This is a genomic window from Acidovorax sp. LjRoot117 (genome assembly GCF_964252695.1).
Classification (GTDB): domain Bacteria; phylum Pseudomonadota; class Gammaproteobacteria; order Burkholderiales; family Burkholderiaceae_C; genus Acidovorax.
Genome location: NZ_CAXUPO020000001.1, coordinates 166,037 through 191,446, shown reverse-complemented (window position 1 = coordinate 191,446; position 25,410 = coordinate 166,037). Strand labels below are relative to the sequence as shown.

Below are 25,410 nucleotides of genomic sequence, written 5' to 3'. Positions count from 1 at the left end.
ATTGATTTTGCTACCGATTGTGCTGGTGGCAAGCTTAAATAAGTCCGTATCCCGGAATATCTGCATGTACCCCATCGACTTCTTCCACCGGGCCGCCCGGATGTATCCCCAGCGCACGGCGCTGACCGGCGGCGGCCAAGCGCTGAATTACACCGAGCTGGCGGCACGTGTGAATGCGGCAGCGTGCGCACTGCAGCAGCTGGATGCAACGCCCGGCTCGCGCGTGGGCATCTGCGCCGGCAACACGGTGGAGCACATCGTGGCGTTGCTGGCCGTGCTGGCGGCGGGCAAGGTGTGGGTGCCGCTCAACTGGCGCAACCCTGCGGCGGAGCTCAACCGCATCATTGCCTTTACCGACCCGAGCATCGTGCTGGCAGAACCCGCCCACCTGGGCACGCTGGACCTGGCGGGCGTGAAGGCCGTGCTCGCGCTGGGGCAAGGCGGCGAAGGCGGTGAAGTCGGCGAGCGCGGCGACATCTATGCGACGCTGGACGTGGCCGCTGCCGCGCACACCGGTCAGCAGCCGCAGCCCCATGGCCGCTCGCGCGACGAAGCGCAGGCCATCAAGTTCACCGGCGGCTCCACGGGCGTGCCCAAGGGCGTGATGCAGCCTTACCGCGCGTGGGAAACCACGCTGGTGAACCAGATTTATGCGTTCGGCTTCGATGCGGATGACCGCTACCTCATCTCGGCCCCGGTCACGCACGGTACCTCCACCTACCTGCTGCCCATCCTGGCGCAGGGCGGCTGCCTGGTGCTGCCGGGCAGCAACAAGCCGGCCGAGCTGCTGCGCAGCTTTCGCGAAGACGGCATCACCACCACCTTCATGCCGCCCACGTTGCTGTACATGCTGGTGGCAGAAGCGCATGGCGAGCGCCTGCAGCTGCCGCGCCTCAAGCACCTGATCTACGGCGGCGCGCCCATGCCGCCTGAAAAGATCCGTGTGGTGCGCGACTGTTTCGGCCCTGTGCTGGAGACCACCTACGGCCAGACCGAGGCGCCCCAGGTGGTCAGCGTGATGCGGGCGGAAGACTTCGCGGACGAGGCCAACTGGCGCTCCGTGGGCCGCCAGGGCCTGCTGACCGACATGGCCATCATGAGCCCCGGGGGCGCGCTGCTGCCCACGGGCGAGGCGGGCGAGATCGTGGTGCGCGGCGACCTCATCATGAACGGCTACTGGAAGGCGCCCGACAAGACGGCCGAGACCATCATCGACGGCTGGCTGCACACCGGCGACCGGGGCTATGTGGACGAGCGCGGCTACCTGTTCCTCAAGGACCGGCTGCGCGAGGTGGTCATCACCGGCGGATTCAACGTCTACCCCATCGATGTGGAAAGCGTGCTGGACCAGCACCCGGCGGTGCACGAGTCCGCCGTGTTCGGCATCGAGGACGACAAGTGGGGCGAGGCCGTGCATGCGGCGGTGCAGCTCAAGCCCGGCGCACAGGTCAGCGCGCAGGAGATCATCGCGTTTGCCAAGGAGCACCTGGGGTCCGTCAAGACACCGAAGGCCGTGCACTTCTACGCCGACCTGCCGCGCAGCGTGGCGGGCAAGGTGCACAAGGTGACGCTCAAGGCCGACATCACGCGCCTGGTGCGCCAGGCCAGCCAGGAAAGGGCCGCATGAGCCAAAGCAGCAACAAACCCACCGACCGCCCGTACACCGAGCTGTGCACGCATTCGCAGACGTCGATCCATTACCGGGGCGACAACCTGGCCGACGATGTGCTGGGGCAGCGCGGCTTCACCGATGTGCTGTTCTCGCAGATCTTGAACCGGCGGGCTGACGCCGACGACCTGCGTGTGCTCGACGCAGCGCTCATCGCCATCATGGAGCACGGCCTCACGCCCAGCGCCATCGCCACGCGCATGGTCTACATGAGCTCGCCCGAGAACATCCAGAGCGGCGTGGCCGCAGGCCTCCTGGCCGTGGGCAGCCAGTTCGTGGGCACGGTGGAAAATTCGGCCATCTTGCTGCGCCAGATACTCGATGCGCCCGAAGGTGTGGAGGCCGCGGCGCGCGCCGCGGTGCAGCGCTACCGCACGGAGCGCAAGCCCATCCCCGGCTTCGGCCAGCACATGCACAAGCCCGACGACCCACGTGCCGCCAGGCTGCTGGCCATCGGCCGCGAGCACCCGCGCTTCGAGGGGCACTACCTGCGCGCCATCGAGGTGCTCTCGTGCGAGGTGGATGCCGCGTTTGGCAAGCACATCACCATCAACGCCACGGGCGCGGTAGGTACACTGCTGGGCGAGCTCGGTGTGCCCCCGGCGCTGATGCGCGGCTTTGCCGTCATCTCGCGTGCGGCGGGGCTGGTGGCGCACATCGCTGAAGAGCAGCGCGTGCCGTCCGCCCGCTTCGTGTGGGACCTGGTGGACCACGAGGTGCCGTACCGCGGCACGGGCGAAGGCCACAACAAGGACCGGAGCGGCGAATGAGCGGCGGCACCCTGGCCCACGACGTACTGGTCTGCGACTCGGTCACCCGCATGGGGCCCGGCGTGCGCGGCCACGTGGCGGTGGCCGCATCGCACGGCGGCGTGTTTGCGGTGCACCTGGCCCTGACCGAGGGGGTGGCAGGCCTGGTGGTGTGCGACGCGGGTGTGGGCCTGGAGCGCGCAGGCATCGCGGGGCTGCACTACGCGGACAGCCTGGGCGTGCCCTGCGCGGCCATCCACCACCGGTCCGCACGCATCGGCGACGGGGCCGACTGCGCGGCGCGCGGGTTGATCTCGTTCGCCAATACACGGGCGGTGGCGCTGGGCGTGCGCGTGGGCATGCCCGCCATGGAGGCCGCGCGTTGCATGGCGGCGGCACAGCTCGGCGCCGTCGACCCCGGTCCATCGCCCGGTGAGTCGCGCAGGGTGCTGCCGGGAACACACGGGCACCGCACCGTGGTGCTCATCGACTCGGCCTCGCTCGTGGCCGAAGAAGACGCGGAGTCGGTGGTGATCACCGCATCGCACGGCGGCCTGCTGGGCGGGCGGTTCGAGACCGCCATCAAGCTGCCGGTGTTCGCTGCGCTCTACAACGACGCGGGCATCGGCTGCGATGGGGCCGGCGTCTCGCGCCTGCCGGCGCTCGATGCCCGGTCCATACCCGCTGCCACGGTGGCTGCCAGCAGTGCCCGCATTGGCGACGCGCGGTCCGCATGGGAGACCGGCGTGATCAGCCGCGTGAACCAGGCGGCCTACGCCCTGGGGGCGCGCGAAGGGCAGGGCGCACGCGACTGGGCCGAACTCATGGCGGCCGTGCACTGAGCCTGAAGACCCGGCACCCACCCACAAAGAAAGAGACATTCATCCATGGCGACCACAGCACATGCAAGCAGCCCGGCAACGTCGGCCGCGTACTTTCCGCCGCTCGATGCGCTGCCGGGCCGGGGCCGTGTGGCGGGCAAGGTGGCGCTGGTGTTCGGTGGCGGCTCGTCCGGCCCCGGCTGGGGCAACGGCAAGGCCGCGGCCATGGTCTATGCCCGTGAGGGCGCGCGCGTGGCGGTGGTGGACATCCGCCGCGAGGCGGCCGAGGAAACCCGTGCGCAGCTGTACGCCGAAGGCTTCGACACCGAGGCCTATGCGGCCGACGTGACGGACTCCGCCGCCGTGGCCGACGTGGTGCGGCGCGTGCATGCACGCTACGGCGCCATCGACATCCTGCACAACAACGTGGGCATCACGCGCATGGGCAGCGTGGTCGACATGGACGAAGCTACGTGGCAGCAGGTGATCGACACCAACCTCACGGGCGTGTTCCTCACCTGCAAGCACGTGGTGCCGGTGATGCTGGCCCGGGGGCGTGGCGCCATCGTCAACATCTCGTCGCTGGCCTCGCAGCAGATCAACAGCTACCCGTACACACCGTACTACGCGGCCAAGGCGGGGCTCAACCACCTGACGCGTGCGCTGGCCGTGCAGTACGCGGCGCAGGGCATCCGCGCCAATGCGGTGCTGCCGGGCGTCATCGACACGCCGCTCATCCACCAGCAGATCGCCGGCCAGTTCGCCAGCACCGAAGACATGCTGCGCACCCGCAATGCCGCCAGCCCCATGGGTCGCATGGGCCAGGCCTGGGACGTGGCCTACACGGCGCTGTTTCTGGCGAGCGACGAGGCGCGCTACGTGACGGGCGTGTGCATTCCGGTGGATGGCGGCAAGGCCTGCACGGGCAAGTAAAGGCCGCCCAGGTTTCAGTTTCAGGTTCCAGGATTCATCGATCCTTTCATTCCAACAATCGCAGGAGACAACACCCATGAACACGCAACGAATGAACCGCCGCACCGCCGCTGGCGTCGCACTGGCACTGCTGGGGGCCGCAGCCGTGCTGCCCGCCGCCGCGCAGGGCGCCTTCCCAGACAAGCCGATCAAGCTGGTGGTGCCCTTCCCACCGGGCGGCACGTCGGACATCAGCGGCCGGGTGCTGGCCGATGCGCTGTCCAAGGAGCTGGGCCAGCCGGTGATCGTGGAGAACAAGGCCGGTGCGGGCGGCTCGGTGGGTGCGCGCTTTGTGGCCGAGGCGAAGGCCGACGGGTACACGCTGCTGCTGGGCACCACCAGCACCAACGGCACGAATTCGGCGGTGTACAAAAACCTGAGCTTCGATGCGCTCAAGAGCTTCACGCCCATTACGCGCATCCTGTCGGTGCCGGGGGTGCTGGCCATCAACAAGAGCTTTCCGGCCAAGAACTATGCGGAGTTCGCCAAGCTGGTGGGGCAGTCGCCGGGCAAGTTCTCGTATGCATCGTCGGGCAATGGCGGCGCCACCCACATGGCCATGGAATATTACAAGTCGCTCAGCGGCCTGCGCGTGGTGCATGTGCCGTACCGCGGCACGGGCCCGGCGCTGAACGACGTGATCGGCGGCCAGGTCGAGATGATCTACGACACCCTGGCGTCTTCGATGCCGCACATCAAGTCGGGCAACCTGGTGCCCATGGCCCTGGCCACGCCCCAGCGCCTGAAGGAGCTGCCCGACGTGCCCACGTTCGCCGAGCTGGGCCTCAAGAGCGCCAACGAAGGCTTCTGGAACGGCGTGCTGGCCCCTGCCGGCTTGCCGGCCGATGTGCTGGAGAAGCTGCATGGCGGCATCGTGCGTGCGCTGCGCACGCAGGCCGTCCAGGACAAGTTCGCCGCGGCCGGTGCGATCACGGTCGAGGACACGCCCGCAGCCTTCACCAAGATCATTGCCGACGACATCGTGAAGTGGAAGAAGGTGGCCGAGACCAGCCACATCACGGCCGACTGAGCTGCTCACGCTTTGACGGACCGGCTCGCTGGCGGCGTGGCGCGCCGAGCCCTCGCGCCCCTGCATGGCCGCACTGCCCATTGGCGTCGGGCGGCGCGCCAGGGGCCCGCTATAACCCTTGCATGACTCTTTCCTGGATTGCCTGGGCGTGGATACCGCTCACGCTGTGGGCCGCATTGGCACAGACCGCACGCAACGCGGCCCAGCGCTCGCTCACGGCCGAGCTGGGCACGCTGGCTGCCACGCTGGTGCGCTTTCTGTACGGCCTGCCGCTGGCCACGGCCTGGGTGGCGGGGCTGACCTTCTGGGGCGCGGGCGGCATTCCACAGTTCAACGGGGTGTATGCCGCGTGGCTCGCCATGGGCGCGCTCACCCAGGTGGGGGCCACGGCGTTCCTGCTCTTGGCCATGAAGGAGCGCAACTTCGTGCTCGCCGTGGCGTATTCCAAGACCGAGGTACTGCAGGTGGCGCTGTTCTCGGCCGTGCTGCTGCACGAGCTGCCCGGGCCGCTCGCGCTGGGCGCCATGGCTGCGGCCACTGTCGGCGTGGTGCTGCTGTCGCTTCCGCCGGGCGGTTGGCGGGCGCTGCGCGCCGGGTCTTCGGCCACGGCAGGGCAGGGCAGCGGCCGACTGGTGGTGTACGGGCTGGCATCGGGCGCGTGCTTTGCGCTGGCGAGCGTGGGGTTTCGCGGTGCATCGCTGGCGCTGGCCGACGCCAACGCCGGCGTGGCGCCGTGGGTGGCGGGCGCCTGGGGCGTGTTCTGGGCGCAACTGCTGCAGTCGGTGGTGCTGGGCGGCTGGCTGCTGGCGCGGCAGCCCGGGGTGGCCGGCGCCATTGCGCGGGCCTGGCGCATGTCGGTGGTGGCGGGGTCGATGGGTGCTGTGGCTTCCATTGCCTGGTTCACGGCCTATGCCATGCGGCCCGCGTCGGACGTGCGCACGCTGGGGCTGGTGGAGGTGCTGTTCAGCTACCTGGTGTCGCGCCGCGTGTTCCGGGAAAGCCTCACCCCCACCGAAGGCGCCGGGCTGGCGCTGGTGCTGGCCGGGCTGGTGGGCATCTGCGCGCAGTGGTAGGCGGGCTTCACCGTCAGCGTCAAGGCAGGCGCTTCAGGGTGGCCAGGTACGCCACCACGTCTTCCCGGTCGCGCTCGCTGTCCAGGCTGTAGTCCATGCCCTGGCCGGGGATCAGCGCCTCCGGGTCCGTGAGCCAGGCTTTCAGCGTGGCGCGCGTCCACAGGATCCGGCTGTTGCGCAGTGCCGGCGAATAGTCGAAGTCCTTGAGCGCACCGGCGCGTCGCCCCACCACGCCGCGGTGTGCGGGGCCGTCCTGGTGGGTGTCGATGCTGTGGCAGGTGGCGCAGTGCGCGGCATACACGGCGCGACCGCGTTCTACCGACTGGGCCAGCGCCGGGCTGCCACCGGCGGCAAACAGGACGGCCAGCAGCCAGGGGGCCCAGAGTGTGTGCGCACTGACAGGCGTGCGGCCTGGAAATGTAGAGATCATCGGGTGTGGTGGGTGGCTTCCCCTTCAGTACGCGCGGTGTGGCGGTCTGGATTCACCGACCCCGCAGGACTGGCGGGTTTTATCTCGCGCAGGGTGTCGGATTGCTGAATCCAGAGCGCTGGCTGTGGCGTATTCACCTACAGAGGATGCCTTTGCATCGAGAAGATCGACCAATCCCAGAGAATGGGCGCATGAGCACCCTGTACACCGACAGTGACCTGATGAACCTCCTAGACCGCATCGCCGCGCAGGACGACACCGCGCTCAAAAGCCTGTACGAGAGCACCTCGTCCCGGCTTTTTGGCCTGGCGATGCGCGTGGTGCGCAACCGCGATGCGGCCGAGGACGTACTGCAGGAGTCCTTCCTGACCATCTGGCGGTCTGCCGGCAACTACCGCGCGTCGCTCAGCCCGCCGATGGCGTGGATGGGGCTCATCGTGCGCAGCCGGGCGCTCGACGCCCTGCGCAAGCGCAGCAGCGACCGAGCCGACCTGATGAACGAGCTGGACGACGCCCTGGCCGACACGCTGGAGGGCGACAGCACCAACCCCATGGACGCGACCGACGCCAGCGAGCAGGCCTTTGCGCTGCACCAGTGCCTGGGCAAGCTCGACAACAAGCAGCGTGAGGTGGTCAGCCTGGCCTACCTGCGCGACCTGAGCCACGGCGACCTCGCCGATCAGCTCAAACTGCCTTTGGGCACCGTCAAGACCTGGATCCGGCGCGGGCTGGAGCAGTTGCGCGCCTGCATGGCGCGGTATGCCTGAGCCAGGAGGACTCGCCATGAATATCTCCCGACACCCTGAACTGCTCGACCGGCTGGCGGCCAGCTACGCACTGGGCACGCTGCGCGGCGGCGCGCGCCGCCGGTTCGAAACCCTGGCCCGTGACCAGGCCCCCGTGCGGGCCGCTGCGCTGGTGTGGCAAAGCCGGTGGTCCGGCCTGACCGAGCTGCAGGAGCTGGCCCAGCCGTCTTCGCACGTCTGGACCCGCATCCACAACCTGGTCGAGGCGGACAAGGCCGCGCAGGCCATGCAGGCCGCCCATGCAGCCCCGGCGCCAGCGTCCGCCAGCAGTTGGTGGCACAGCCTGCTGGTGTGGCGCGGCGCGGCCGCCGCAGGTGCGCTGGCCACGGTGGCGGCGGTGGCCGTCGGCGTGCAGGTGCACGGCGCGCTCAAGGCCACGTCGGGCCAGCAGATCGCCACGCTGCAGCAGCAACTGCAGGCCACCCCGCAGATCCAGTACGTGGCCGTGCTGGCGGACGACAAGGCGGCTGCATCGATGCTGGTCACCTTCGACCCCAAGAACAACCAGCTGGTGCTGCAGCGCGTGGGCGGCTTCCAGGAAGGCGCCGACAAGTCGCTGCAGCTGTGGGCGCTGCCGCCCTCGGGCGGGCCGCGGTCGCTCGGAGTGCTGGGGCAGGAAAAGCTGCTCAAGCTGGTGGCGGGCGAATCCGACGTCCGACAGGTGCCGGCGCTGGCCATCAGCCTGGAGCCCAAGGGTGGCGTACCCAGCGCCACGGGGCCCACCGGGCCGGTGCTGTTCAAGGGCGAGCTGATCCAGCGCACGCTGTAGCGTTCGTCGCGTTAATCGCGCCCTTCGCGTTCCACGAGGGTGGGATGCGCGGGCGCCATGGCGCCTGCGGACCAGGCCACTCAGCGTTTCGACTTTCCTCAGTGGCCCGCAAAAATTTCTGTCGTTTTTGAATCCAGCGTGTTCCGCGGTCCGTAAGTTGGGTGCAACATCCACTTACAAGCATTCCAACCGTTGGGAGATCACGATGAAACACAGGCTCCACTGCATCCTGCTGGCCGCGCTGGCCCTGGGCGCCGGCCTCGCGCAGGCGGACACCGGCAAGCTCTTGCTGACAGGCGGTGTCAGCACCATAGGCGGGTCGGCCGGCGGCGGGCTCACGCCCTGGGCCGTGATCGGCACCAACGCCACGGCGGGCGAGGTCGGCTACAGCGGCTACGTCACGCGGGCGGCCACGCAGGACTACAGCCTCAACGGCTACGGCGTGGCCGTCGGCCTGCATGACCGGGTGGAGCTGTCGCTGGCCCGGCAGGATTTCGATGCCTCGCCCGCGCTGGCGCTCAACGGCATCGCGCCCTTCGGCGTCACGCCCGGCCAGCACATCAAGATGGACGTGGTCGGCATCAAGGTGAAGGTGGCGGGCGACGCCATTCTGGATGCCGACAGCCTCATGCCGCAAATCGCGGTGGGCCTGGAGCACAAGCGCACGCACCCGGGCTCCATCGGGTCGGTGCTGGACTTTCTGGGCACCAGGACCAGTGGCACCGATGTGTATGTGAGCGCCACCAAACTGCTGCTCGCGCAAAGCCTGCTCGTCAACGGCACGCTGCGCTACACCAACGCGAACCAGAACGGCCTGCTGGGCTTCGGCTCGGCCGCACCGGGCAAGAACAGCCGCAGTCTGCAGCCCGAGTTCTCCATCGCCTATTTGTTGAGCAAAAACCTGGCCGTGGGCGCCGAGTACCGCTTCAAGCCCAACAACCTGCAGGCGCTGGGCGCCGCCGCCGGCCTGGGCGCCGCGCTGCGCGAGGACGACTGGAAGGACATCTTCATCGCCTGGGCGCCGACCAAGAACGTGTCGCTCACGCTTGCCTACGTGGACCTGGGGCGCATCGTGCCGGGCATCACCAACAACCGCCGCCAGACAGGCTATTACCTGTCGGCCCAAGTCGCGTTCTGACGTACTGAGTGACGCACCGGAGTCCCCCATGATGAACAAACACCCCCTCCTCGCCTTGGGCCTGGCCGCGATGGCCTGCATGGGCGCCCCTGCCGCGCTGGCGCAGGCCGCACCTGCGCCCAACGCCACCATGGCCGCAACGGCAGCACCCGCAGGCCTGTACCAGGCGCTGGGCGAAAAGCCCGGCATCACCCGCCTGATGGACGACTTCGTGAACCGGGTCGTGAAGGACCCGCGCATCGGCGGGCACTTCAAGGATGTGAAGCCCCAGGCGCTCAAGGACAGCCTGACCGACCAGATCTGCCAGCTCAGCGGCGGGCCTTGCAAATATGAAGGCGCCGACATGAAATCGGCCCATGCCGACATGGACATCAACAAGGGCCACTTCAACGCCCTGGTGGAGGTGCTGCAAAGCGCCATGGATGCCCAGGGCATACCCTTCGTCCAGCAAAACCGCCTGCTGGCCCTGCTCGCGCCCATGCACCGCGACGTGATCACCATCCGCTGAATCGCCATGAAAAACACTATTGTTTTGATAGCTGCTTGCGCTGTGTGGACGAGCGTCAGCGCCGGAAATGTCCAGATCCAGGTGCTGGACCGCGACGGCAAGCCCGTGCCCGACGCCGTGGTGGTGGTCTACCCCGGGGCCGCTACAGGCGCGCAGCCCAGCCTGCTGCAGGCCAGCCCCACCATCGAGCAGGAAAAGATGCGCTTCGTGCCCGCCGTGACGGTGGTGCCCGCGGGTGCCACGGTGCGCTTTACCAACCAGGACCGGTGGGACCACCACGTGCGGGGCAACCCCACGGGCGCGGCAGCGGCGGGTGCTGCTGCTGCATCCGCCAGCAGCAACTTCGAACTGCGCCTGGCCGGCAAGGCCGACGGCAAGCCCGCCAACTTTGCCGACGTGAAACTGGACGCGCCCGGCGTAGTGCTGCTGGGCTGCCACCTGCACGGCTCCATGCGCGGCCATGTGTTCGTGACCGATTCGGCCTGGACACTCAAGACCGACAACGACGGCATCGCACGCTTCCCGGCCGTGCCGGACGGCGGCGCCCAGGTGCGCGTGTGGCATGCCGAACAACTGGTGGACCTGCCGCGCAAAGCGCTGAACGTGGTGCCCGGCCCGGTGCTGGACACCGTGCAACTGAGCGTGGTGCCCCGCGTGCGCCGCGCACCGGCCGCCACGCCAGCCACGCCTTCCAACACGCCGGGTGGCCCGGCGGGGTCGTACAGCCTGGCGCCTGCGCATGGTGGGCATGCGCATTCCGGGAGCTGACCGGTCGTCGCAGGGCAGGGCGTTCAAGCGCGCCTTCGCCCTCGCTCTCGCCCTTGGGCCCGGCCTGCACTTCATTGCACCACCCACACCGTTCACGCTGAGCCTGTCGAAGCGCATCGCAGGGCTTCGACAGCTCAGCCCGAACGGCTTGTGGTCCGAGCGAATGGTTGCCCGAAAGGTTGATTACCCGAGCGGGTGTTTATCGGAAAGGGTCGTTGCCCGAGAGGCCGGTCGTGTGAACGCATCGTTTTCGGAGCGCCGGGCGGGGCGGGCAGTTCAGTCTGCGCCACTGACTCCTTGCGCGCTTCATCCCGGCAGCCTGAGCCCCATCGGTGTCGACGGCACGGTGTGGGCGCTGCTCGTGTCACCGCCCAGCGCCGGGACACTCACGCGGCCCTGTTGCACACTGCCGGCCGGTGCGTTGAGGTACAGATACAGGGCCTGCGCATCCGTGTCGCTCAGCTGCCCCAGCGATTCGAACGGCATCACCCGGATGGGCGTGCCGTCAGGCCGCTTGCCGGTGCGCAGCATCGCCACGAAGCTGGCGGCATTGGGGTAGCGCGCCATGGCGCTGTCGGCGTGCTGGGCGTTGGGGCGGATGTCCGCGGCCGCAGGCCAGTCGGGCGGGCCGCCCGGGATCTTGCCGCCTTCCAGCGTGGCACCGTGGCAGCCGATGCACATGTTGGCCACGTACTGGCCGTTGGCCAGCGTCACGCCGGCCGGCACGGGGCGTGACGGCGCCAGTTGGTGGTCGATGCGCGCAGCCGCGTCGGGGATCACGCCCAGGCCGTACAGCACCCAGGCGGGGCTGGGCAGGTCTACCACGGCCTCAGCCGTGCCTTCCTGGGACGGCAACTGGCGCACGTACGAAACCAGCGCGTTCAGGTCGTCGTTGGTGAAGCGGTTGTAGTCTTCGCTGGGCATCACCATCACGGGCCGGCCGTTGGGCTTGACGCCGTGGCGGATCACGCTGTTCCAGTCCTCGGGCTGGTAGCGGCCCACCACGCCTGCCGCCGTGATGTTGGGTCCGACGATGCGCGTGCCCTTGCCGTCGTTCACGAACTCGCGGCCCGCTCCTTGCGCGCCATGGCAGTCGGTGCAGCCGCGCGATGCATACAGGTAGCGGCCGCGTTCGATGGTCTGCGCATCGGTGGTGTAGGCCGCGGGGCGGGGCTTGATGTCGATGTAGCGGTTGCGCCGCTGCTCTGCCAGGTACAGGCCGGTGGCTGCGGTGGCGGCAACAATCACGCCCAGCAGCAGTGCGCTGCCTGCGGTCCATTGGATCCAGCGTTTCATGGTGGGGCCCCTCTCCTTTGACTTCGACTTCGAATGAATTCCGTGTTCAGGCGGCGGATTCTGAAGTCGAAGAAGCGGTTTGGGGCACCCTGCTTTCGCAGGGTGTGGCAGGGCCGGTGACATTTGTCACAAACAGCCCGGCCGCGTGGAGCGGCGCCCCAGCCGGTCCAGCGTGCATCGCTCAACGCTCGATGGTCTTGTTCCAGCGCGTGTTCCAGGCGGGGCGGTTCGCGTTCACGCTGTCCCAGTCCAGCGTCACGGCGTTCTTCATCCACTGGCTGATCTGTGCCACCTGCGCCGCGCCCTCGCCCACGGCCGGTGCCTTGGGGTTGGTGGGGATCTGCGCGCCGAACTGCAGCACGTTGGCCTGCGCCAGGGGGCTCAGCAGAAACTCGGCCAGCTTTTGCGCCAGCTCGGGCTCGCTGTTCTTGGCGATCACGCACTGGCCGGTCATGAGCACCACCGAGCCTTCCTTGGGCTGCGCGTACTCCACCGGGATGCCCTTGGCCTTGAGCGCAGCGACCGCCGTGGGCGTGAGCGGGAACATCGCGGCTTCACCTGTCTGCACCATCTCGGATATCTTGGCGGAGCTCGGGATGTACTCGAGCACGTTGGGGCCGATGGTCTTGGCCCAGTTGTTGAAGCCTGGCTCCACGTTCTTGTCGTTGCCGCCCTGGATGCGGTTGAACATCAAAAAGCCGTGCAGCCCGAACGACGACGACGGCATGGACTGGAACACCACCTTGCCCTTGTACTTGGGGTCCGCAAAGTCCATCCACGAGGTCGGCGCAGCCCAGCCCTTTTCGGTGAACATCTTGGTGTTGTAGGCGATGCCGGTCATGCCCAGGCTCACGCCGCTGGCCAGGTCGTCCTTGAAGCGGGCGGCCGGGTAGATGTCGTTCAGGTGCGGGTTGGGGCGCTGCTTCTCGCACAGGCCCATGCCCATGGCGCGCACCATGATGCCGTCATCGAGGAACATCACGTGCATCTGTGGCCGGTCCTTGTTGGCCTGCGCCTTGGCCAGGATGTCCGACGACGTGCCGGGCACCACCACGACCTTCACCCCATGGAGCTTCTCGAACGCCGGGAACACGTACTGGGTGTACGCCTTCTCCATCGTTCCGCCGTTCATGCCGATGTACAGCGTCTTGGTTTGTGCGGCGGCTGGACCGGCGGCCGCCAGGGCGATGGCAGCCGCCGCAGCCAGCAGGCCACGGCGCGGGGAGACGTTCGTGCGGAAAGCGAAGTTCATGGTGATTGCCTTTCGGTGGGTAAGGGGGTGAAGGATCGGCGGCTCAATGGGCCGGCACTGTGGTTATCGGGGTGGCGTTACCGACAGGCGTCGGTGGTTCGTCGAATCGCGCCAGAGAAAACGCGTCGATCGGTGTGCTGGTGTGCCCGTCGCGCGCCAGTTCGGCCAGCACTTCGCCCACGGCAGGGCCGATCTGAAAGCCCGCGCCCGCAAAGCCAAAGCCGTGGATCAGGCCGGGCGTGGTGCGGCTCTTGCACAGCACGGGCTGGCGGTCGGGCAGGTAGCCTTCGGTGCCGCTCCAGGTGCGGATGAAGTGCGCGTGCTTCAGCGCAGGCAGCAGTTCGACCGCCTGCACGGTGAGCGACGCAATGGCGCTGCGCTCCGAGCGCGCGCGGTCGCCGTCGAGCCAGAAGCCCGACCCGCCGCCCAGCACCAGGTTGCCGCGCGCCACCTGGCGGCAGTAGATGCCGCCGCCTTCCACGCCCAGGCTCCATTGCATGAAGTAGGGCAGGGGCTCGGTCACCATCATCGCGGGGTGGCCGGAGCGCAGCGGCACTGCTTCGCCGAATTGCTCTGCCATGGCACCGGCCCAGGCGCCCGCGCAGTTGAGCACCACCGGCGCCTGTACCTGCAACGCTGGACCCGAATGCAGCGTGAACAACTGCCGGCCGTCATGTTCGATGTGCGTGAGCGGCGACCGCTCGAAGATCTGCGCACCCGCCCGCTGTGCGGCCAGCGCGAACGCGGGCGACACCAGGCGCGGGTTGGCCTGCCCGTCGTCCACGCACAGCGACCCGCCCACCGCCTTGCCGCCCAGCCACGGACATTCGCTGCGCAGGCGCTCGCCGCTGATCAGCTCGATGCCCAGATCGAAGTCCCGGCTCAGGTCGGCGTAGTGCTCCAGCGCGGCCATGTCGACGTCGCTGCGCGCGATCTTGAAGTGCCCGGTGCGCGCGTACTCGCCATCGGTGCCGATGAGCGCGGGCAAGCGTGCCCAGATCTCGTGCGCGCGCTGCGCCAGCGGCAGCTGGCTCAACGGCCGCCCCTGGCGGCGCACGCCGCCGTAGTTCACGCCGCTTGAGCGCGAGCCGCACAGGTCGCGCTCCAGCAGCACCACGTCCACGCCCTGGCGGCGCAGGGCCAGCGCGGCCGATGCACCCACGATGCCGCCGCCCACGATGGCGACGTCGGTCTTGATGGTTCGAGGCGTGCTGCTGCTCATGCGCTGGCTCCCGCGTCCGTGGCCTGCCGTGCCTGCAGGTGGATCGGTACCGGTTTGATCGGCGCCTGCCCGCGCAGCCGGCCCACCCGCTCCACGGGCTGGCCGGTGGCCTGCGCCAGGATCTCGGCCGCTGCCACGCCACAGCTGCGGCCCTGGCAGCGGCCCATGCCCACGCGGGTGAGCGCCTTCAGGCGGTTCATTTCATCGGCACCGGTCTCGCGCACGCAGGCGCGCAGATCGCCGGCCGTGATGTTCTCGCAGCGGCACACCACCAGCGCGTCGGGCGCGTGCGCGGCCCAGTCGGTGGGGAAGGGAAACGCACGCTCCAGCCCGTGGCGAAACCGCACCAGGCGGTGGAGCTGCCCCTGCAGCGCCTGCATGCGCGCCGCATCCACGGCCGTCCCGTGGTCCTGCAGCAGTGCCAGCGCGGCCAGCTCGCCGGCCCACTCGGCCGCGTCGGCACCCAGGATGCCCGCGCCGTCGCCCGCCAGGTACACGCCCTGCACGCTGCTGCGGCCTGCGGCATCGCGCTCGGGCAGGTGGGCGCGGTGCATCGGTGCCCAGGCAAAGCGGCAGCCCAGCAGGTCGGCCAGTTGTGTTTCGGAGCGCAGCGCGTAGCCAAAGCCCACGGCATCGCAGTCCAGCGTGTGTTCGCGCCCGGCGCCATCGGCCCACACCACGCCCGCCACGCGGCCGTCGCCCAGCACGCGCACCGGGCGGATGCCGCTGTGGATGGGCACGCCGTGCGCGCGCAGCCAGCCCACGTAGTACACGCCTTTGGCAAACACCGCAGGCTGCGTGAGCATGGCGGGCACGGCGGCCAGCTGGTCGGCCAAGCGCGCGGTGTCGAGCACCGCAGCCACCATGGCGCCAGCCTTGGCGTACTGGTAGGCCACCAGGTACAGCAGCGGGCCCGTGCCCATCAGCACCACCCGGCTGCCGATGGCACAGCCCTGGAACTTGAGCGCCACCTGCGCGCCGCCCAGCGTGTAGACCCCCGGCAGCGTCCAGCCCGGCAGGGGCAGCACGCGGTCGGTGGCGCCGCTGGCCACGATGAGCTGGCCGTAGGGCACGGTGCGCGTGGTCTGCGTGGGGCCGTGCAACACGTCCAGCAGGCCGCCCTGCGCGTTCCACACCAGGCTGTCGGGCTGGTAGTCGATCTGTGCGTGCAGGCCGTCCAGCGTGCCGTGCAGTGCGGTGGCACGCGCGGCCTCGGTGCCGTACAGCGTGGCGGGGGTGCGCTGGAAGTGCGCAGGCGGGCGGCGGTAGATCTGCCCGCCGCCGCGCGCGGCTTCGTCGATCAGCACCGGCCGCACGCCGTGGGCCGCCAGCGTCTGCGCGGCGCGGATGCCGGCCGGGCCTGCGCCCACGATCACGGGTTGCAAGGCAGGCGCCGTCGTCATGGCTGGCCCCCGCTGGCAAAGGTGGCCGCGTCGGCAGCTTCTGTGCGCAGCGCCATGCCGGGGGTGATGAAGGTGCTGCAGGCGCGCAGGCGCTCGCCGCTGTCGGTCGTCACCCAGCAGTCCTGGCAGGCGCCCATGAGGCAAAAGCCTGCACGCGGCTCGTGGCTGAACTCATTGCGGCGCAACTGTGCGCGCTGGGTGAGGATGGCCGTCAGCACGGTGTCGCCTTCCAGCGCCGTGGTGGGGCGCCCGTCCAGCGTGAAGGGCACGGCGCGGCGCGAGGTTTCTGCCACGCGGTGCAGCAAGGCGGTATTCACAGTCATTGCAGTCGCGCTCATCTACTTCCGTCCTACCAGCACGCGGTCCAGGCCATACACGCGGTCCAGCAGCACCATGGCAAAGGCGGTCACCGCCACCATCAGTGCGGACACGGCCGCCATCAGCGGGTCGATGGACTCGGTGGCATACATGTACATGCGCACCGGCAGCGTCACCGTGCTGGGCGAGGTGACGAAGATCGACATGGTCACTTCGTCGAAGCTGTTGATGAAGGCCAGCATCCACCCGCCCGTCACTCCCGGCAGAATCATGGGCAGCGTGATGCGCGTGAACACCGTGGCCTGGCTGGCGCCCAGCGACAGGGCTGCGTGCTCTGCGCTGCGGTCGAACCCCACGAGTGCCGCCACCACCAGGCGCAGCGTGTACGGCGTCACGATGAGCGCGTGCGCCACCACCAGCCAGCCAAAGCTGCCCGTGCCGCCGATCAGCGCGAACAGGCGCAGCAGGGCCACGCCCAGCACCAGGTGCGGGATGATCAGCGGCGACAAAAACAGCCCATTGAGAAGGCCGCGCCCAGGGAAGTCGTAGCGTGTGATCGCAATGCCCGCGGGCACTGCCAGCACTGTCGCCAGCGTGGCCGACGCCAGCGCCAGCCACAGGCTGTTCCAGAACGACTGCATGAAGTCCGGGTGGTCGAACACCGCCTTGAACCAGCGCAGCGAGAACTCGGTGGTGGGCAGCGTCAGCGTGTTGTGCGGCGTGAAGGCGACGATGCACACCACCAGCAGCGGGGCCAGCATGAAGGCGATGACGAGCGCGTTGAACGCGAGGGCGATGGGGCCGTTCTTGTGCATGGATCAGGACTCCCGCCGGGCCGCCCCAAGGGAGGCCTGCGCCCCCTGGGGGGGCAGCGAATACACGAAGTGATGGAGCGTGGGGGCTTTGCGGATTGACTCCCGCCGGGCCGCCCCAAGGGAGGCCTGCGCCCCCTGGGGGGGCAGCGAATACACGAAGTGATGGAGCGTGGGGGCTTTGCGGATTGACTCCCGCCGGGCCGCCCCAAGGGAGGCCTGCGGCCCCTCGGGGGGCAGCGAATACACGAAGTGATGGAGCGTGGGGGCTTTGCGGATTGACTCCCGCCGGGCCGTCCCAAGGGAGGCCTGCGGCCCCTCGGGGGGCAGCGAATACACGAAGTGATGGAGCGTGGGGGCTTTGCGGATTGACTCCCGCCGGGCCGCCCCAAGGGAGGCCTGCGCCCCCTCGGGGGGCAGCGAATACACGAAGTGGTGGAGCGTGGGGGTCGTCATGTTCATCCCAAAGACTTCTTGTAACGGCCTTCAACCAGTCGGTTGTAGCTCAGCATCACCACCAGATTCGCCACCAGCAAGGTCAGCGCAATGGCGGCGCCCAGCGGCCAGTTCAGCTCGTGCAGGTACTCGTCGTACACCACCGTGGCCACCATCTTCAGCCGCCGCCCGCCCAGCAGGCCGGGAATGGCGAACGAGCTGGCCGCCAGGCCGAACACGATCAGGCTGCCCGACAAGATGCCCGGCAGCACCTGCGGCAGCACGATGCGCCGCAAGGTGGTGAAGGGCGACGCCTGCAGCGACAGCGCGGCGTTCTCCACGCCCGGGTCCAGCTTCTGCAGCGATGTCCACACGGGGATCACCATGAACGGCAGCATCACGTGCACCAGCGCCACCACCACGGCGATCTCGGTGTAGAGCATCTTCACCGGGCCGATGCCCACCAGGCCGAAGGCCGCGTTCACCAGCCCCTCGGGGCCGAGCAGCATGCTCCAGCCAAAGGCCCGCACCACCACCGACACCAGCAACGGCGCCAGCACCACCAGCAGCAGGATGGAGCGCCACGGGTTGCGCATGCGGCTGAGCACGTACGCCTCGGGTGCGCCAATCGCTACGCAGATCAGCGTGACCAGCCCGGCGATCCAGAACGTGCGCCAGAAGATCGCGTGGTAGTACGAATCGGCAAACACATGGCGGTAGTGCTCCAGCGTGAACTCGCCCGCCTTCACCCCCGTGGCCGGGTCGAACGCGTTGAACGACAGCACCGCCGTGAGCGCCAGCGGCACCAGCAACAGCACGGTGAACAGCAGCAGCGCCGGGCCGGACAGCCACCAGGGCATGGCCTTCTTGCCCAGCAGCGGGTGGGGCGCTGCGGACAGGGTCGATGATGTAGCTGTCATGCCATGGCCTCGGCCTCGGCACCTGCCACCGCGGATTCATCGGCGGGCAGCAGGCGCATGCAGTGGTCGGGCCAGTCCAGGCCGGTGCGGTCGCCTTCGTCCAGCGCGTTGCGGCCGTCGTTGGGCACCAGCACCATCAGGTCGCCCAGGGGGGTGCCCACGCGGTACAGCCACTGGCTGCCCAGAAAGAAGCGTTCGCGCACTTCGCCGTCGATGCGGCCCTGCACTGCGGGCACCAACTGCAGCTTTTCGGGCCGCACGCTCAGCAGCACGGCCGCGCCGGGGCGAAACTGTGCGCCGTCCACCCGCACCTCGATGGGCCCGGCGCCCACGTGGGTGTGGGTGCTGGTCGCCGACGTCACCTTGCCGGGCACGAGGTTGGCCTTGCCCACGAAGGTGGAGATGAAGCGGGTGCGCGGGTGCTCGTACACGCGGTGCGGGTGGTCGATCTGCGTGGCGCGGCCGGCCTCCATCACCACCACGCGGTCGCTGATGGACATGGCCTCGCTCTGGTCGTGCGTGACCATCACCGTGGTGGTGCCCACCTTGCGCTGGATCTGGCGCAGCTCGAACTGCATTTCCTCGCGCAGCTTGGCGTCCAGGTTGGACAAGGGCTCGTCGAGCAGCAGCACGGGCGGCTCGATGACCAGTGCGCGCGCCAGGGCCACGCGCTGGCGCTGGCCGCCCGACAGTTCGCGGGGGTAGCGCGTGGCGTGCGGCTCCAGGTGCACGAGGCCCAGGGCCTGTGCCACCCGGTCCTTGCGCTCGGCCTTGGGCACCTTGCGCATCTCCAGGCCAAAGCTCACGTTGTCGGCCACCGTCATGTGCGGAAAAAGCGCATAGCTCTGGAACACGATGCCCAGCCCGCGCGTGTTGGCCTTGGCGTGGGTGATGTCGCGCCCGTCCAGCTCGATGCGCCCGCTGCTCACCGCCTCGAAGCCCGCGACCATCTGCAAGGTGGTGGTCTTGCCGCAGCCCGATGGGCCGAGCAGGGAGACGAATTCGCCTTTTTCCACCGTGAGGTTCATGGACTGCACCGCGCAGGTGCTGCCGTAGAACTTGGTCACGTCGGTAAGTTGGAGGAAGGACATGGGGGCCTTTCTTCGGGTTCCGGTTTCTTGCCAGGCGCGTGCTCTGACGGCGCGGCGCATGGATGTCTTTGTGCCGGGCGGCCTCTGCCAAACAAGGTGCCTTGGCACCGCTGCACCGCGGCGGTGCATGGGATCGTTCAGGATGGGGTTGCCCGGCGTTTTCAGTTCACTCTATTGCAACAACCGAACCAGATCGCACCGGGTATTCCACTAATCAGAATTTTTCTTCAAATTATTCCGTTCATTGAAATGTGCTGCGTAAAATGCAGGCCATCTATTCCGCAGGAACGACGCATGGAAGCAGCAACCGCAGGCACGGGCGGTGTCCCCCGGGTCTTTGCCCTCATCCGCGCCCTGGTGGCCGTGCAGGCCGAGGGCGGCCGGGTCACCCAATTGGCGCGTGCCATCGGCCTCACGCAGGGCACCACGCACCGTTTGCTGCAGTCGCTAGTGGCCGAAGGCATGGTCGAGCAGGACGAGCGCAGCAAGCTCTACCGGCTGAGCATGGACTTCTTCGCCCTGGCTGCGCGCGCCGGCAACCCGGGCGACCTGCGCAGCCTGTGCCGCCCGGCATTGCTGCGGCTGTGCGGCAGCCTGGGCGACAGCATCTTTTTGCTGGCGCGCAGCGGCTTCGACGCCATCTGCCTGGACCGCAGCGAGGGGCCTTTCCCGATCCGCTCGTTCACCGGCGACATCGGTGGCCGCGTGGCGCTGGGGGTGGGGCAGGGCGCGCTGGCCATCCTCGCGTTCCTGCCCGAGGCCGAGCGCGAAGAGGTCATCCGATTCAACCTGTCCCGCGTGCGCGAGTACGGCGTGTACGACGAGGTGTATTTGCGTACCGAGATCGAGCGCGTGCGCCAGCAGGGCTACGCAGGCCGCAACACCGGCCTGCTCGAAGGCATGGCCGGTGTGGCCGTGCCCATCTGCGACCGCGAAGGCCGCGCCGTGGCGGCGCTGAGCGTGGGCACCATCGCCGACCGCCTGAACGCCGACCGCATGCCCACCGTGGTGGAACTGCTCAAGCGCGAGGCGGCCGCGATCGGGCCGAAGATCAACCCGTTCGATGCGACGCTGAGAAGGCCTGCGCAGAGCCTGGCGGGCTCGCCGCCCGAGCAGCGGTTTATGCCTGGCGCAGACCCGGCCTTGCTGCCGGGGCGTCCCGACTGACGAGCAACCGCGCGCATCCTGGCCTGCCGCTGTGCGATGCGCGCCCTGGCCTGCCACACACCACAACGCAGATGCACACACACCCTACATCCTCATCGCTGCCACCGCTGCCCGAGCCATCGCCGGTGTGCGACGCGCTGGCCACCGCGCTGATGGACGACCCGTTCTACCAGGCCGTCACCGTCGACAGCGCACACGACCCCGCACTGCGCCACCGCGTGCTGGCGCAGTACTTTGCGCTGGCCATGGACGAGGCCAATGCGGTGGGCGAGGTGATGGTGTCGGGTGATGACGGCGCAGCGCTGTGGGCCACCAGCCGGGCCACCGCCAGCGAGAAGGCGGTGCACAGTGCGCGGCGCACCGAGGGCCTGGCCCGGTGCCTCGGCCCCATGGGTTTTGACAACTACCAGCGCATCGGTGCCGCGATGGAGGCGCAGGTGCCTGACCCGCTGCACGCTGCGTGGTACCTGTCGATCCTGGGGGTGCGCCCCGCAGCGCGGGGCCGCGGCGTGGCGCAGCGCTTGGTTGCGCAAACCTTGGCCCGCGCAGATGTGGCAGGCGCCACCTGTTATCTGGAGACCTTCAACCCGCTCAGCCTGGCGTTCTATCGACGCCTGGGCTTCGTGCGCGAGGTGCCCTGTGTGGAGCCTGTCTCGGGCCGTGCCTACTGGCTCATGGTGCGCGAGGCCAGGCCGCCGCGCGCCTGATGGCACGGGGGTGGGCGCCGTGATACGCCGCAGCGTGGTGCCACGTCTTCCCACCCTCTGCGCACCTGCCCCCCGCAATAGCCTGTACCCGCCTGAATCGACCCTGGCAATGGGGTGATCCGCCCGTTCATTCCGTGATTGATGCCGCGGTTTGTCCATAGTATGGTGGGCCTACAAGAGAACAAGTCATGCAGCAGGAGTAGCCTCGTGCGAGGTCCTGCCGGTCTGGCAGGGAGCGCGCGGACGAAGTCCGGCATGTGAGAGGGAAGCAAAAAGATGAAGCGTGATGTGCGCCTGGCGGCGCTGTTGTTGATCGCCGTGTACCTGTCGGTCGCCTCCACCACGGCGTGGCAGATCTGGTCCGCGCGGGATCACTCGCTGGCAGAAACCGACACCCAGAACCTGAACCTGGCCCAGACGCTCAACACCTACACCGAAGGCGTCATCACCCAGAGCGCCATGCTGCTGCTGGACTTCAGCGAGCGGCTGGAGGCCGAGGGCACCGGGCCGGGCCACCTGCAGCGTCTGCAGCGGCTGATCGACCGGCAGGAGCCCCTGCTCAACCAGCTCAACAGCCTGGTCATCTATGACGACTCCGGCCGCTGGCTGATGACGTCCACCGGCAAGGTGCCCGCGCAGGTCAGCGGCCTGGACAGGGCGTTCTTTGCGCACCACCGTGGCAACCCGTCGCCCGAGCCGTTCATCGGCCCGCCCATCCAGAGCCGCTCCACCGGGGACTGGGTCATCACCGTGAGCCGCCGGTTCGACGGCCCAAACGGGCGCTTTGCGGGCGTGGTGGTGATCAGCCTGGGCATCAAGAGTTTTCTGGAGCAGTTCGGCAAGGTCGATGTCGGCACGGAGGGCGCCATCGGCCTCACCACCACCGGCGGCCAGATGCTGGTGCGCTACCCCTACCGTGAGCAGGACATGGGCCGTGACTTCTCCAAGTCTGCCAACTTCCAGCGCTTCTATTCGGGTGCAACCGCCGGCACTGCGTCGTTCAAATCCGGCATCGACGGCATACACCGGCTGTACGCTTATCGCAAGAGCGACCGCTATCCCCTGACCACCACGGTGGCCGTGGGCAAGGACGAAGCCCTGGAGGGCTGGTGGCGCCAGGCGCTGCTGACGGCGGGCGTGGTGGGTGCGTTGCTGGTGGGCATCACGGTCATCGGGTGGCACCTGCTGATCGACATCCGCCGCCGCACCCGCGCCGAGGCATCGCTGGTCGCCGCCCGGGAAGACCTGCTGCAGGTGAACCAGAAGCTCGAAGCCCTGGCTGCGCAAGACCAGTTGACGGGCCTGGCCAACCGCCGGTGTTTCGACGACACCCTGCACACCGAATGCCGGCGAGCGAGCCGCGAAGGCAAGCCGCTGTCGCTGCTGCTCATCGACGTGGACCACTTCAAGGGATTCAACGACACCTACGGCCATGTGGAGGGTGATGCCTGCCTGCAGGCCGTGGCCCGGTGCCTGGTGCAGCATGCCCAGCGCCCGGGGGACCTGGTGGCGCGTTATGGCGGGGAGGAGCTGGCGATCATCCTGCCCAACACCGACCTGGACGGGGCGCTGGTGGTGGCCGAGGTGGTGCGCAGGCAGGTCGAGGCGCTGGCGGTGCCACATACCGGCAGCGCGTTCGGCTGCGTCACGGTGAGTGTCGGGGCCGCGACGATGGCGGGGCCCTATGCGGAGGGCTGCGAGCGTCAACTCATCGAAACGGCAGACGGCGGCCTGTACCGTGCCAAGACGGCGGGGCGCAACCGGGCTGCGGATTGACCTGCCCGTAGCGGCCACGGGCGGAGCAGGTGTCCTTGGGCGACACCCGCAGGTCACAACGATGGTGCAGTTCAAAAGCGAAAGGCGAAAGGCGATCGGCAATCGGCTGGTTCGGTAAAACCGAATACCCAGTTCGGTTCAAGCTGGTGTGTCTTGCCGCTTGCAATCCCCATACTCGGCACTTGCCATTTTGAAAGGACGCATTCGATGTTTTACGCAATCAGCTGGTTTCTGTCGTTCATGCTGCTGGCCCTGTGGTCCATGGTCTGCTGGGGCGTGCATGCGGTGACGCTGTGGGCAGTGTCCAGCGCAGGGGTGCTGTCGGCGGGAACGTCGGCGATGAACGCCGTGTTGCTGCCTGAGTGGGTCCGGGCGTGGATGCCGCCGCAGCTGGCACGGGAGCTGGAGTCCGTGATCGCCTCGGCAGGCCCGGTGGTCCAGGGCGCCCTGGAAGCCGTTCCAGCGCTGTCCGGCACGGTGTCGGTTCTGGCGTGGGCCCTGTGGGGCCTGGGGGCCGCCGTACTGCTGGCGCTGGCCATCGGTGCCCACGTGCTGATCGCGCTGTGGAAGCGCCGCAGCGCCGGGCCGCGCGCTACCGCTGTGCCCGTCCGCTGAGGGATGCTTGAAGATGGCCGCTGCGCCTGGCCTGCCTTGCAGGATGGCGCAGCGGCCTTTTTGTGTCTGGTACTACTGCAGCGCGGCGTGCAGATCGCACTCGATATTGCGCACGCCCAGCGGCAGCACGCACAGGGCCACGCCGTCGAGCGTGAGCACCAGGCCCAGCTGGCCGCCCACCTGCACCACCCCGCAGGACGTGGTTGGCATGCGGGTGGTGGCTGGACGGGTGATGGCCGAAGACGCGCTGATGGGGGGCTGGCGCAGCATGGCCCACAGGGTTTGCGGGTCGCGCCATTGCAGGGACTGCAGGTACGCCCGCAGGACGGCAGGGTCGTGGCCATCGCTGTCGCCCTGCGCCGGGGTGTGCTCGCCACGGCCTGCTGCCTGCCGCAGCTTGTGCAGTGCCCGGCGGATGTGCTGCCGGCTGGCGGCTTCGGTGCGGCCGCTCGCCGATGCGATCTCCGCATGGCTGGCCTCGAACACCTCGTACAGCAGCACGGCAGCGCCCTCGGTGGGGCTCAGGCACGCCGCCAGCTGGCGCAAGGCGTGGGCCACTTCTTCGGCCAGCGCCGCATCGCTCTCGGCCGACGGCGCAGCGGCGGGCGCCTGTGGCGTGGCTGCCTCGGCCAGCCACTGCTGCATCCAATCGCGTCTGCGCAGCCGGTCGATGGCCAGGTGGCGCACCACGGTCAGCAGCCACGCCTGGGCGGTATTGAGCGCGCGCGTGTCGGCCTCCAGTGCGCGGATGTAGGCGTCCTGCACCGCATCCTCCGCCTCTGCCGGGCCCAGCAGCCGCGTGGCGGCCCGCACCAGGCGGCTGCGGTCGGTGTCGATCAGGGCCATCCGGTATTCGTCGTGCATCGGCAAATCTTGCCACAGGCCTGCTGGGCGCGCGGATGTCACGAAACCGGCGCGCCGTTCGTCAAGGCAGTTCCACTACGAGGATTCACCGTGAACAGCCCAGACACCCCCGCACCGTCCAGCGCCACCGAGCCCCGCACCTCCTACCTGGAGGAGAAAGCCTTCAAGGCCCGCACCCTGCTGATCTTCGGCACCGTGACCGATGTGATCGCGGCCGATGTGACGCGCCGCCTGATCGCGCTGGACGCCGAGAGCGCCGACCCCATCGACGTGCTGGTCAGCTCGCCAGGCGGGCACCTGGAGTCGGGCGATGCCATCCACGACATCGTGCGCTTCATCGGTGCGCCGGTGAACATGATCGGCACCGGCTGGGTGGGCAGTGCCGCCACGCACCTGTACCTGTCCGTGCCCCGGCAGCGGCGCTACTGCCTGCCCAACACGCGCTTTCTGATCCACCAGCCCAGTGGCGGTGCGGGCGGGCCGGCCAGCGACATCGCCATCCAGGCCCGCGAGATCGTCAAGGCCCGGGAGCGCATCGCACGCACCATCGCGCGCGAAACCGGCAAGCCGCTGGCCGTGGTGCTGGAGGACATCGAGCGCGACCGCTGGTTGTCGGCCGAGGAGGCGGTCGAGTACGGACTGGTTTCGAGGGTCATCGAGCGCAAGATTGAACTCAGGGCCACTTAAAGTTGCGCGTGTTGGTCAAAAAAGGTGGCGCGCTACACGGGCTCTAAGGTCGTCAGCACCACTATTGCATCGCGGTGTTGGGGGGCTATTGTTGAGACCCTTCGCTTTCAAT

At 68.6% G+C, this 25,410-nt stretch carries 26 protein-coding genes; 16 read left to right on the top strand and 10 right to left on the bottom strand.

Annotated features, from left to right (window positions below; translation table 11 throughout):
- Positions 1-64 precede the first annotated feature (64 nt).
- From ACSQ3D_RS00920 to ACSQ3D_RS00895, 6 genes are all read left to right on the top strand, one after another.
- Complete coding sequence (locus tag ACSQ3D_RS00920; protein ID WP_436125612.1) at positions 65-1,627, top strand: class I adenylate-forming enzyme family protein; 1,563 nt, start codon at positions 65-67, stop codon at positions 1,625-1,627.
- Complete coding sequence (locus tag ACSQ3D_RS00915; RefSeq protein ID WP_436125611.1) at positions 1,624-2,439, top strand: citryl-CoA lyase; 816 nt, start codon at positions 1,624-1,626, stop codon at positions 2,437-2,439. The genes ACSQ3D_RS00920 and ACSQ3D_RS00915 overlap by 4 nt, the downstream gene beginning before the upstream one ends.
- Positions 2,436-3,260: a hypothetical protein gene (locus ACSQ3D_RS00910; RefSeq protein WP_436125610.1), complete on the top strand. Its 825-nt coding sequence runs from the start codon at positions 2,436-2,438 to the stop codon at positions 3,258-3,260. Before ACSQ3D_RS00915 ends, ACSQ3D_RS00910 begins: the two co-directional genes overlap by 4 nt.
- 45 nt (positions 3,261-3,305) lie before the next feature.
- Entirely contained in the window at positions 3,306-4,172 is an 867-nt protein-coding gene (locus tag ACSQ3D_RS00905; protein WP_436125609.1) for an SDR family NAD(P)-dependent oxidoreductase, read from the top strand.
- A gap of 76 nt (positions 4,173-4,248) precedes the next feature.
- Positions 4,249-5,241 (top strand): Bug family tripartite tricarboxylate transporter substrate binding protein, encoded by a 993-nt coding sequence (locus ACSQ3D_RS00900; protein ID WP_396502896.1) that lies wholly within the window; start codon positions 4,249-4,251, stop codon positions 5,239-5,241.
- Between the two features lie 122 nt (positions 5,242-5,363).
- A complete protein-coding gene (locus ACSQ3D_RS00895) occupies positions 5,364-6,314 on the top strand; it encodes an EamA/RhaT family transporter (RefSeq protein WP_436125608.1) in 951 nt (316 codons plus the stop codon).
- A gap of 19 nt (positions 6,315-6,333) precedes the next feature.
- Here ACSQ3D_RS00895 and ACSQ3D_RS00890 read toward each other — a convergent pair whose 3' ends face one another.
- Positions 6,334-6,744 carry a c-type cytochrome gene (locus ACSQ3D_RS00890; RefSeq protein ID WP_436125607.1) on the bottom strand — a complete coding sequence of 137 codons (411 nt, stop codon included), beginning with the start codon at positions 6,742-6,744 and terminating at the stop codon, positions 6,334-6,336.
- A 191-nt stretch (positions 6,745-6,935) separates the two neighbouring features.
- Here ACSQ3D_RS00890 and ACSQ3D_RS00885 point away from each other — a divergent pair, with 191 nt between their 5' ends.
- The 5 genes from ACSQ3D_RS00885 to ACSQ3D_RS00865 all read left to right on the top strand — a co-directional run bounded on the left by ACSQ3D_RS00885 (position 6,936) and on the right by ACSQ3D_RS00865 (position 10,733).
- The gene (locus ACSQ3D_RS00885; RefSeq protein WP_396502893.1) at positions 6,936-7,511 is read left to right on the top strand and encodes an RNA polymerase sigma factor; all 576 of its coding nucleotides are present in this window, start codon (positions 6,936-6,938) and stop codon (positions 7,509-7,511) included.
- 16 nt (positions 7,512-7,527) lie between these two features.
- The gene (locus tag ACSQ3D_RS00880; protein ID WP_436125606.1) at positions 7,528-8,319 is read left to right on the top strand and encodes an anti-sigma factor; all 792 of its coding nucleotides are present in this window, start codon (positions 7,528-7,530) and stop codon (positions 8,317-8,319) included.
- A gap of 205 nt (positions 8,320-8,524) precedes the next feature.
- On the top strand, positions 8,525-9,457 hold the full coding sequence (locus tag ACSQ3D_RS00875; RefSeq protein ID WP_056420755.1) for a DUF3034 family protein: 933 nt from the start codon (positions 8,525-8,527) through the stop codon (positions 9,455-9,457).
- 31 nt (positions 9,458-9,488) lie between these two features.
- Positions 9,489-9,965, top strand: coding sequence for a group I truncated hemoglobin (locus tag ACSQ3D_RS00870; RefSeq protein ID WP_056421095.1), 477 nt, complete (start codon positions 9,489-9,491; stop codon positions 9,963-9,965).
- A gap of 6 nt (positions 9,966-9,971) precedes the next feature.
- The gene (locus ACSQ3D_RS00865) at positions 9,972-10,733 is read left to right on the top strand and encodes a cupredoxin domain-containing protein (protein ID WP_436125605.1); all 762 of its coding nucleotides are present in this window, start codon (positions 9,972-9,974) and stop codon (positions 10,731-10,733) included.
- A 306-nt stretch (positions 10,734-11,039) separates the two neighbouring features.
- Here the strand turns inward: ACSQ3D_RS00865 and ACSQ3D_RS00860 are convergent, their stop codons facing one another.
- The 8 genes from ACSQ3D_RS00860 to ACSQ3D_RS00825 form a co-directional block, all read right to left on the bottom strand.
- On the bottom strand, positions 11,040-12,029 hold the full coding sequence (locus ACSQ3D_RS00860; protein WP_436125604.1) for a c-type cytochrome: 990 nt from the start codon (positions 12,027-12,029) through the stop codon (positions 11,040-11,042).
- 181 nt (positions 12,030-12,210) lie between these two features.
- Entirely contained in the window at positions 12,211-13,281 is a 1,071-nt protein-coding gene (locus tag ACSQ3D_RS00855; RefSeq protein WP_436125603.1) for an ABC transporter substrate-binding protein, read from the bottom strand.
- Between the two features lie 43 nt (positions 13,282-13,324).
- Positions 13,325-14,503 carry an NAD(P)/FAD-dependent oxidoreductase gene (locus tag ACSQ3D_RS00850; protein ID WP_436125602.1) on the bottom strand — a complete coding sequence of 393 codons (1,179 nt, stop codon included), beginning with the start codon at positions 14,501-14,503 and terminating at the stop codon, positions 13,325-13,327.
- Positions 14,500-15,906, bottom strand: a complete 1,407-nt coding sequence (locus tag ACSQ3D_RS00845; RefSeq protein ID WP_436125601.1) for an FAD-dependent oxidoreductase — start codon at positions 15,904-15,906, stop codon at positions 14,500-14,502. The genes ACSQ3D_RS00850 and ACSQ3D_RS00845 overlap by 4 nt, the downstream gene beginning before the upstream one ends.
- Positions 15,903-16,229, bottom strand: a complete 327-nt coding sequence (locus tag ACSQ3D_RS00840; protein WP_436125600.1) for a (2Fe-2S)-binding protein — start codon at positions 16,227-16,229, stop codon at positions 15,903-15,905. Before ACSQ3D_RS00840 ends, ACSQ3D_RS00845 begins: the two co-directional genes overlap by 4 nt.
- A gap of 15 nt (positions 16,230-16,244) precedes the next feature.
- Positions 16,245-17,039 (bottom strand): ABC transporter permease, encoded by a 795-nt coding sequence (locus tag ACSQ3D_RS00835; protein WP_436125599.1) that lies wholly within the window; start codon positions 17,037-17,039, stop codon positions 16,245-16,247.
- Positions 17,040-17,494: 455 nt separating this feature from the next.
- Positions 17,495-18,391: an ABC transporter permease gene (locus tag ACSQ3D_RS00830; protein WP_436125598.1), complete on the bottom strand. Its 897-nt coding sequence runs from the start codon at positions 18,389-18,391 to the stop codon at positions 17,495-17,497.
- Positions 18,388-19,482 (bottom strand): ABC transporter ATP-binding protein, encoded by a 1,095-nt coding sequence (locus tag ACSQ3D_RS00825; protein ID WP_436125597.1) that lies wholly within the window; start codon positions 19,480-19,482, stop codon positions 18,388-18,390. Before ACSQ3D_RS00825 ends, ACSQ3D_RS00830 begins: the two co-directional genes overlap by 4 nt.
- Positions 19,483-19,776: 294 nt before the next feature.
- On the opposite strand from ACSQ3D_RS00825, the gene ACSQ3D_RS00820 reads away from it, so the two are divergent.
- From ACSQ3D_RS00820 to ACSQ3D_RS00805, 4 genes are all read left to right on the top strand, one after another.
- Positions 19,777-20,649 (top strand): IclR family transcriptional regulator, encoded by an 873-nt coding sequence (locus tag ACSQ3D_RS00820; RefSeq protein WP_056162046.1) that lies wholly within the window; start codon positions 19,777-19,779, stop codon positions 20,647-20,649.
- A gap of 71 nt (positions 20,650-20,720) precedes the next feature.
- Positions 20,721-21,356 (top strand): GNAT family N-acetyltransferase, encoded by a 636-nt coding sequence (locus tag ACSQ3D_RS00815; protein WP_082486066.1) that lies wholly within the window; start codon positions 20,721-20,723, stop codon positions 21,354-21,356.
- Positions 21,357-21,632: 276 nt separating this feature from the next.
- Positions 21,633-23,132, top strand: a complete 1,500-nt coding sequence (locus ACSQ3D_RS00810) for a sensor domain-containing diguanylate cyclase (RefSeq protein WP_436125596.1) — start codon at positions 21,633-21,635, stop codon at positions 23,130-23,132.
- Positions 23,133-23,339: 207 nt separating this feature from the next.
- Positions 23,340-23,747: a hypothetical protein gene (locus ACSQ3D_RS00805; RefSeq protein WP_436125595.1), complete on the top strand. Its 408-nt coding sequence runs from the start codon at positions 23,340-23,342 to the stop codon at positions 23,745-23,747.
- 72 nt (positions 23,748-23,819) lie between these two features.
- Here ACSQ3D_RS00805 and ACSQ3D_RS00800 read toward each other — a convergent pair whose 3' ends face one another.
- Complete coding sequence (locus ACSQ3D_RS00800; RefSeq protein ID WP_436125594.1) at positions 23,820-24,611, bottom strand: sigma-70 family RNA polymerase sigma factor; 792 nt, start codon at positions 24,609-24,611, stop codon at positions 23,820-23,822.
- Between the two features lie 90 nt (positions 24,612-24,701).
- Here ACSQ3D_RS00800 and ACSQ3D_RS00795 point away from each other — a divergent pair, with 90 nt between their 5' ends.
- Positions 24,702-25,298: an ATP-dependent Clp protease proteolytic subunit gene (locus ACSQ3D_RS00795; RefSeq protein WP_436125593.1), complete on the top strand. Its 597-nt coding sequence runs from the start codon at positions 24,702-24,704 to the stop codon at positions 25,296-25,298.
- Positions 25,299-25,410 lie beyond the last annotated feature (112 nt).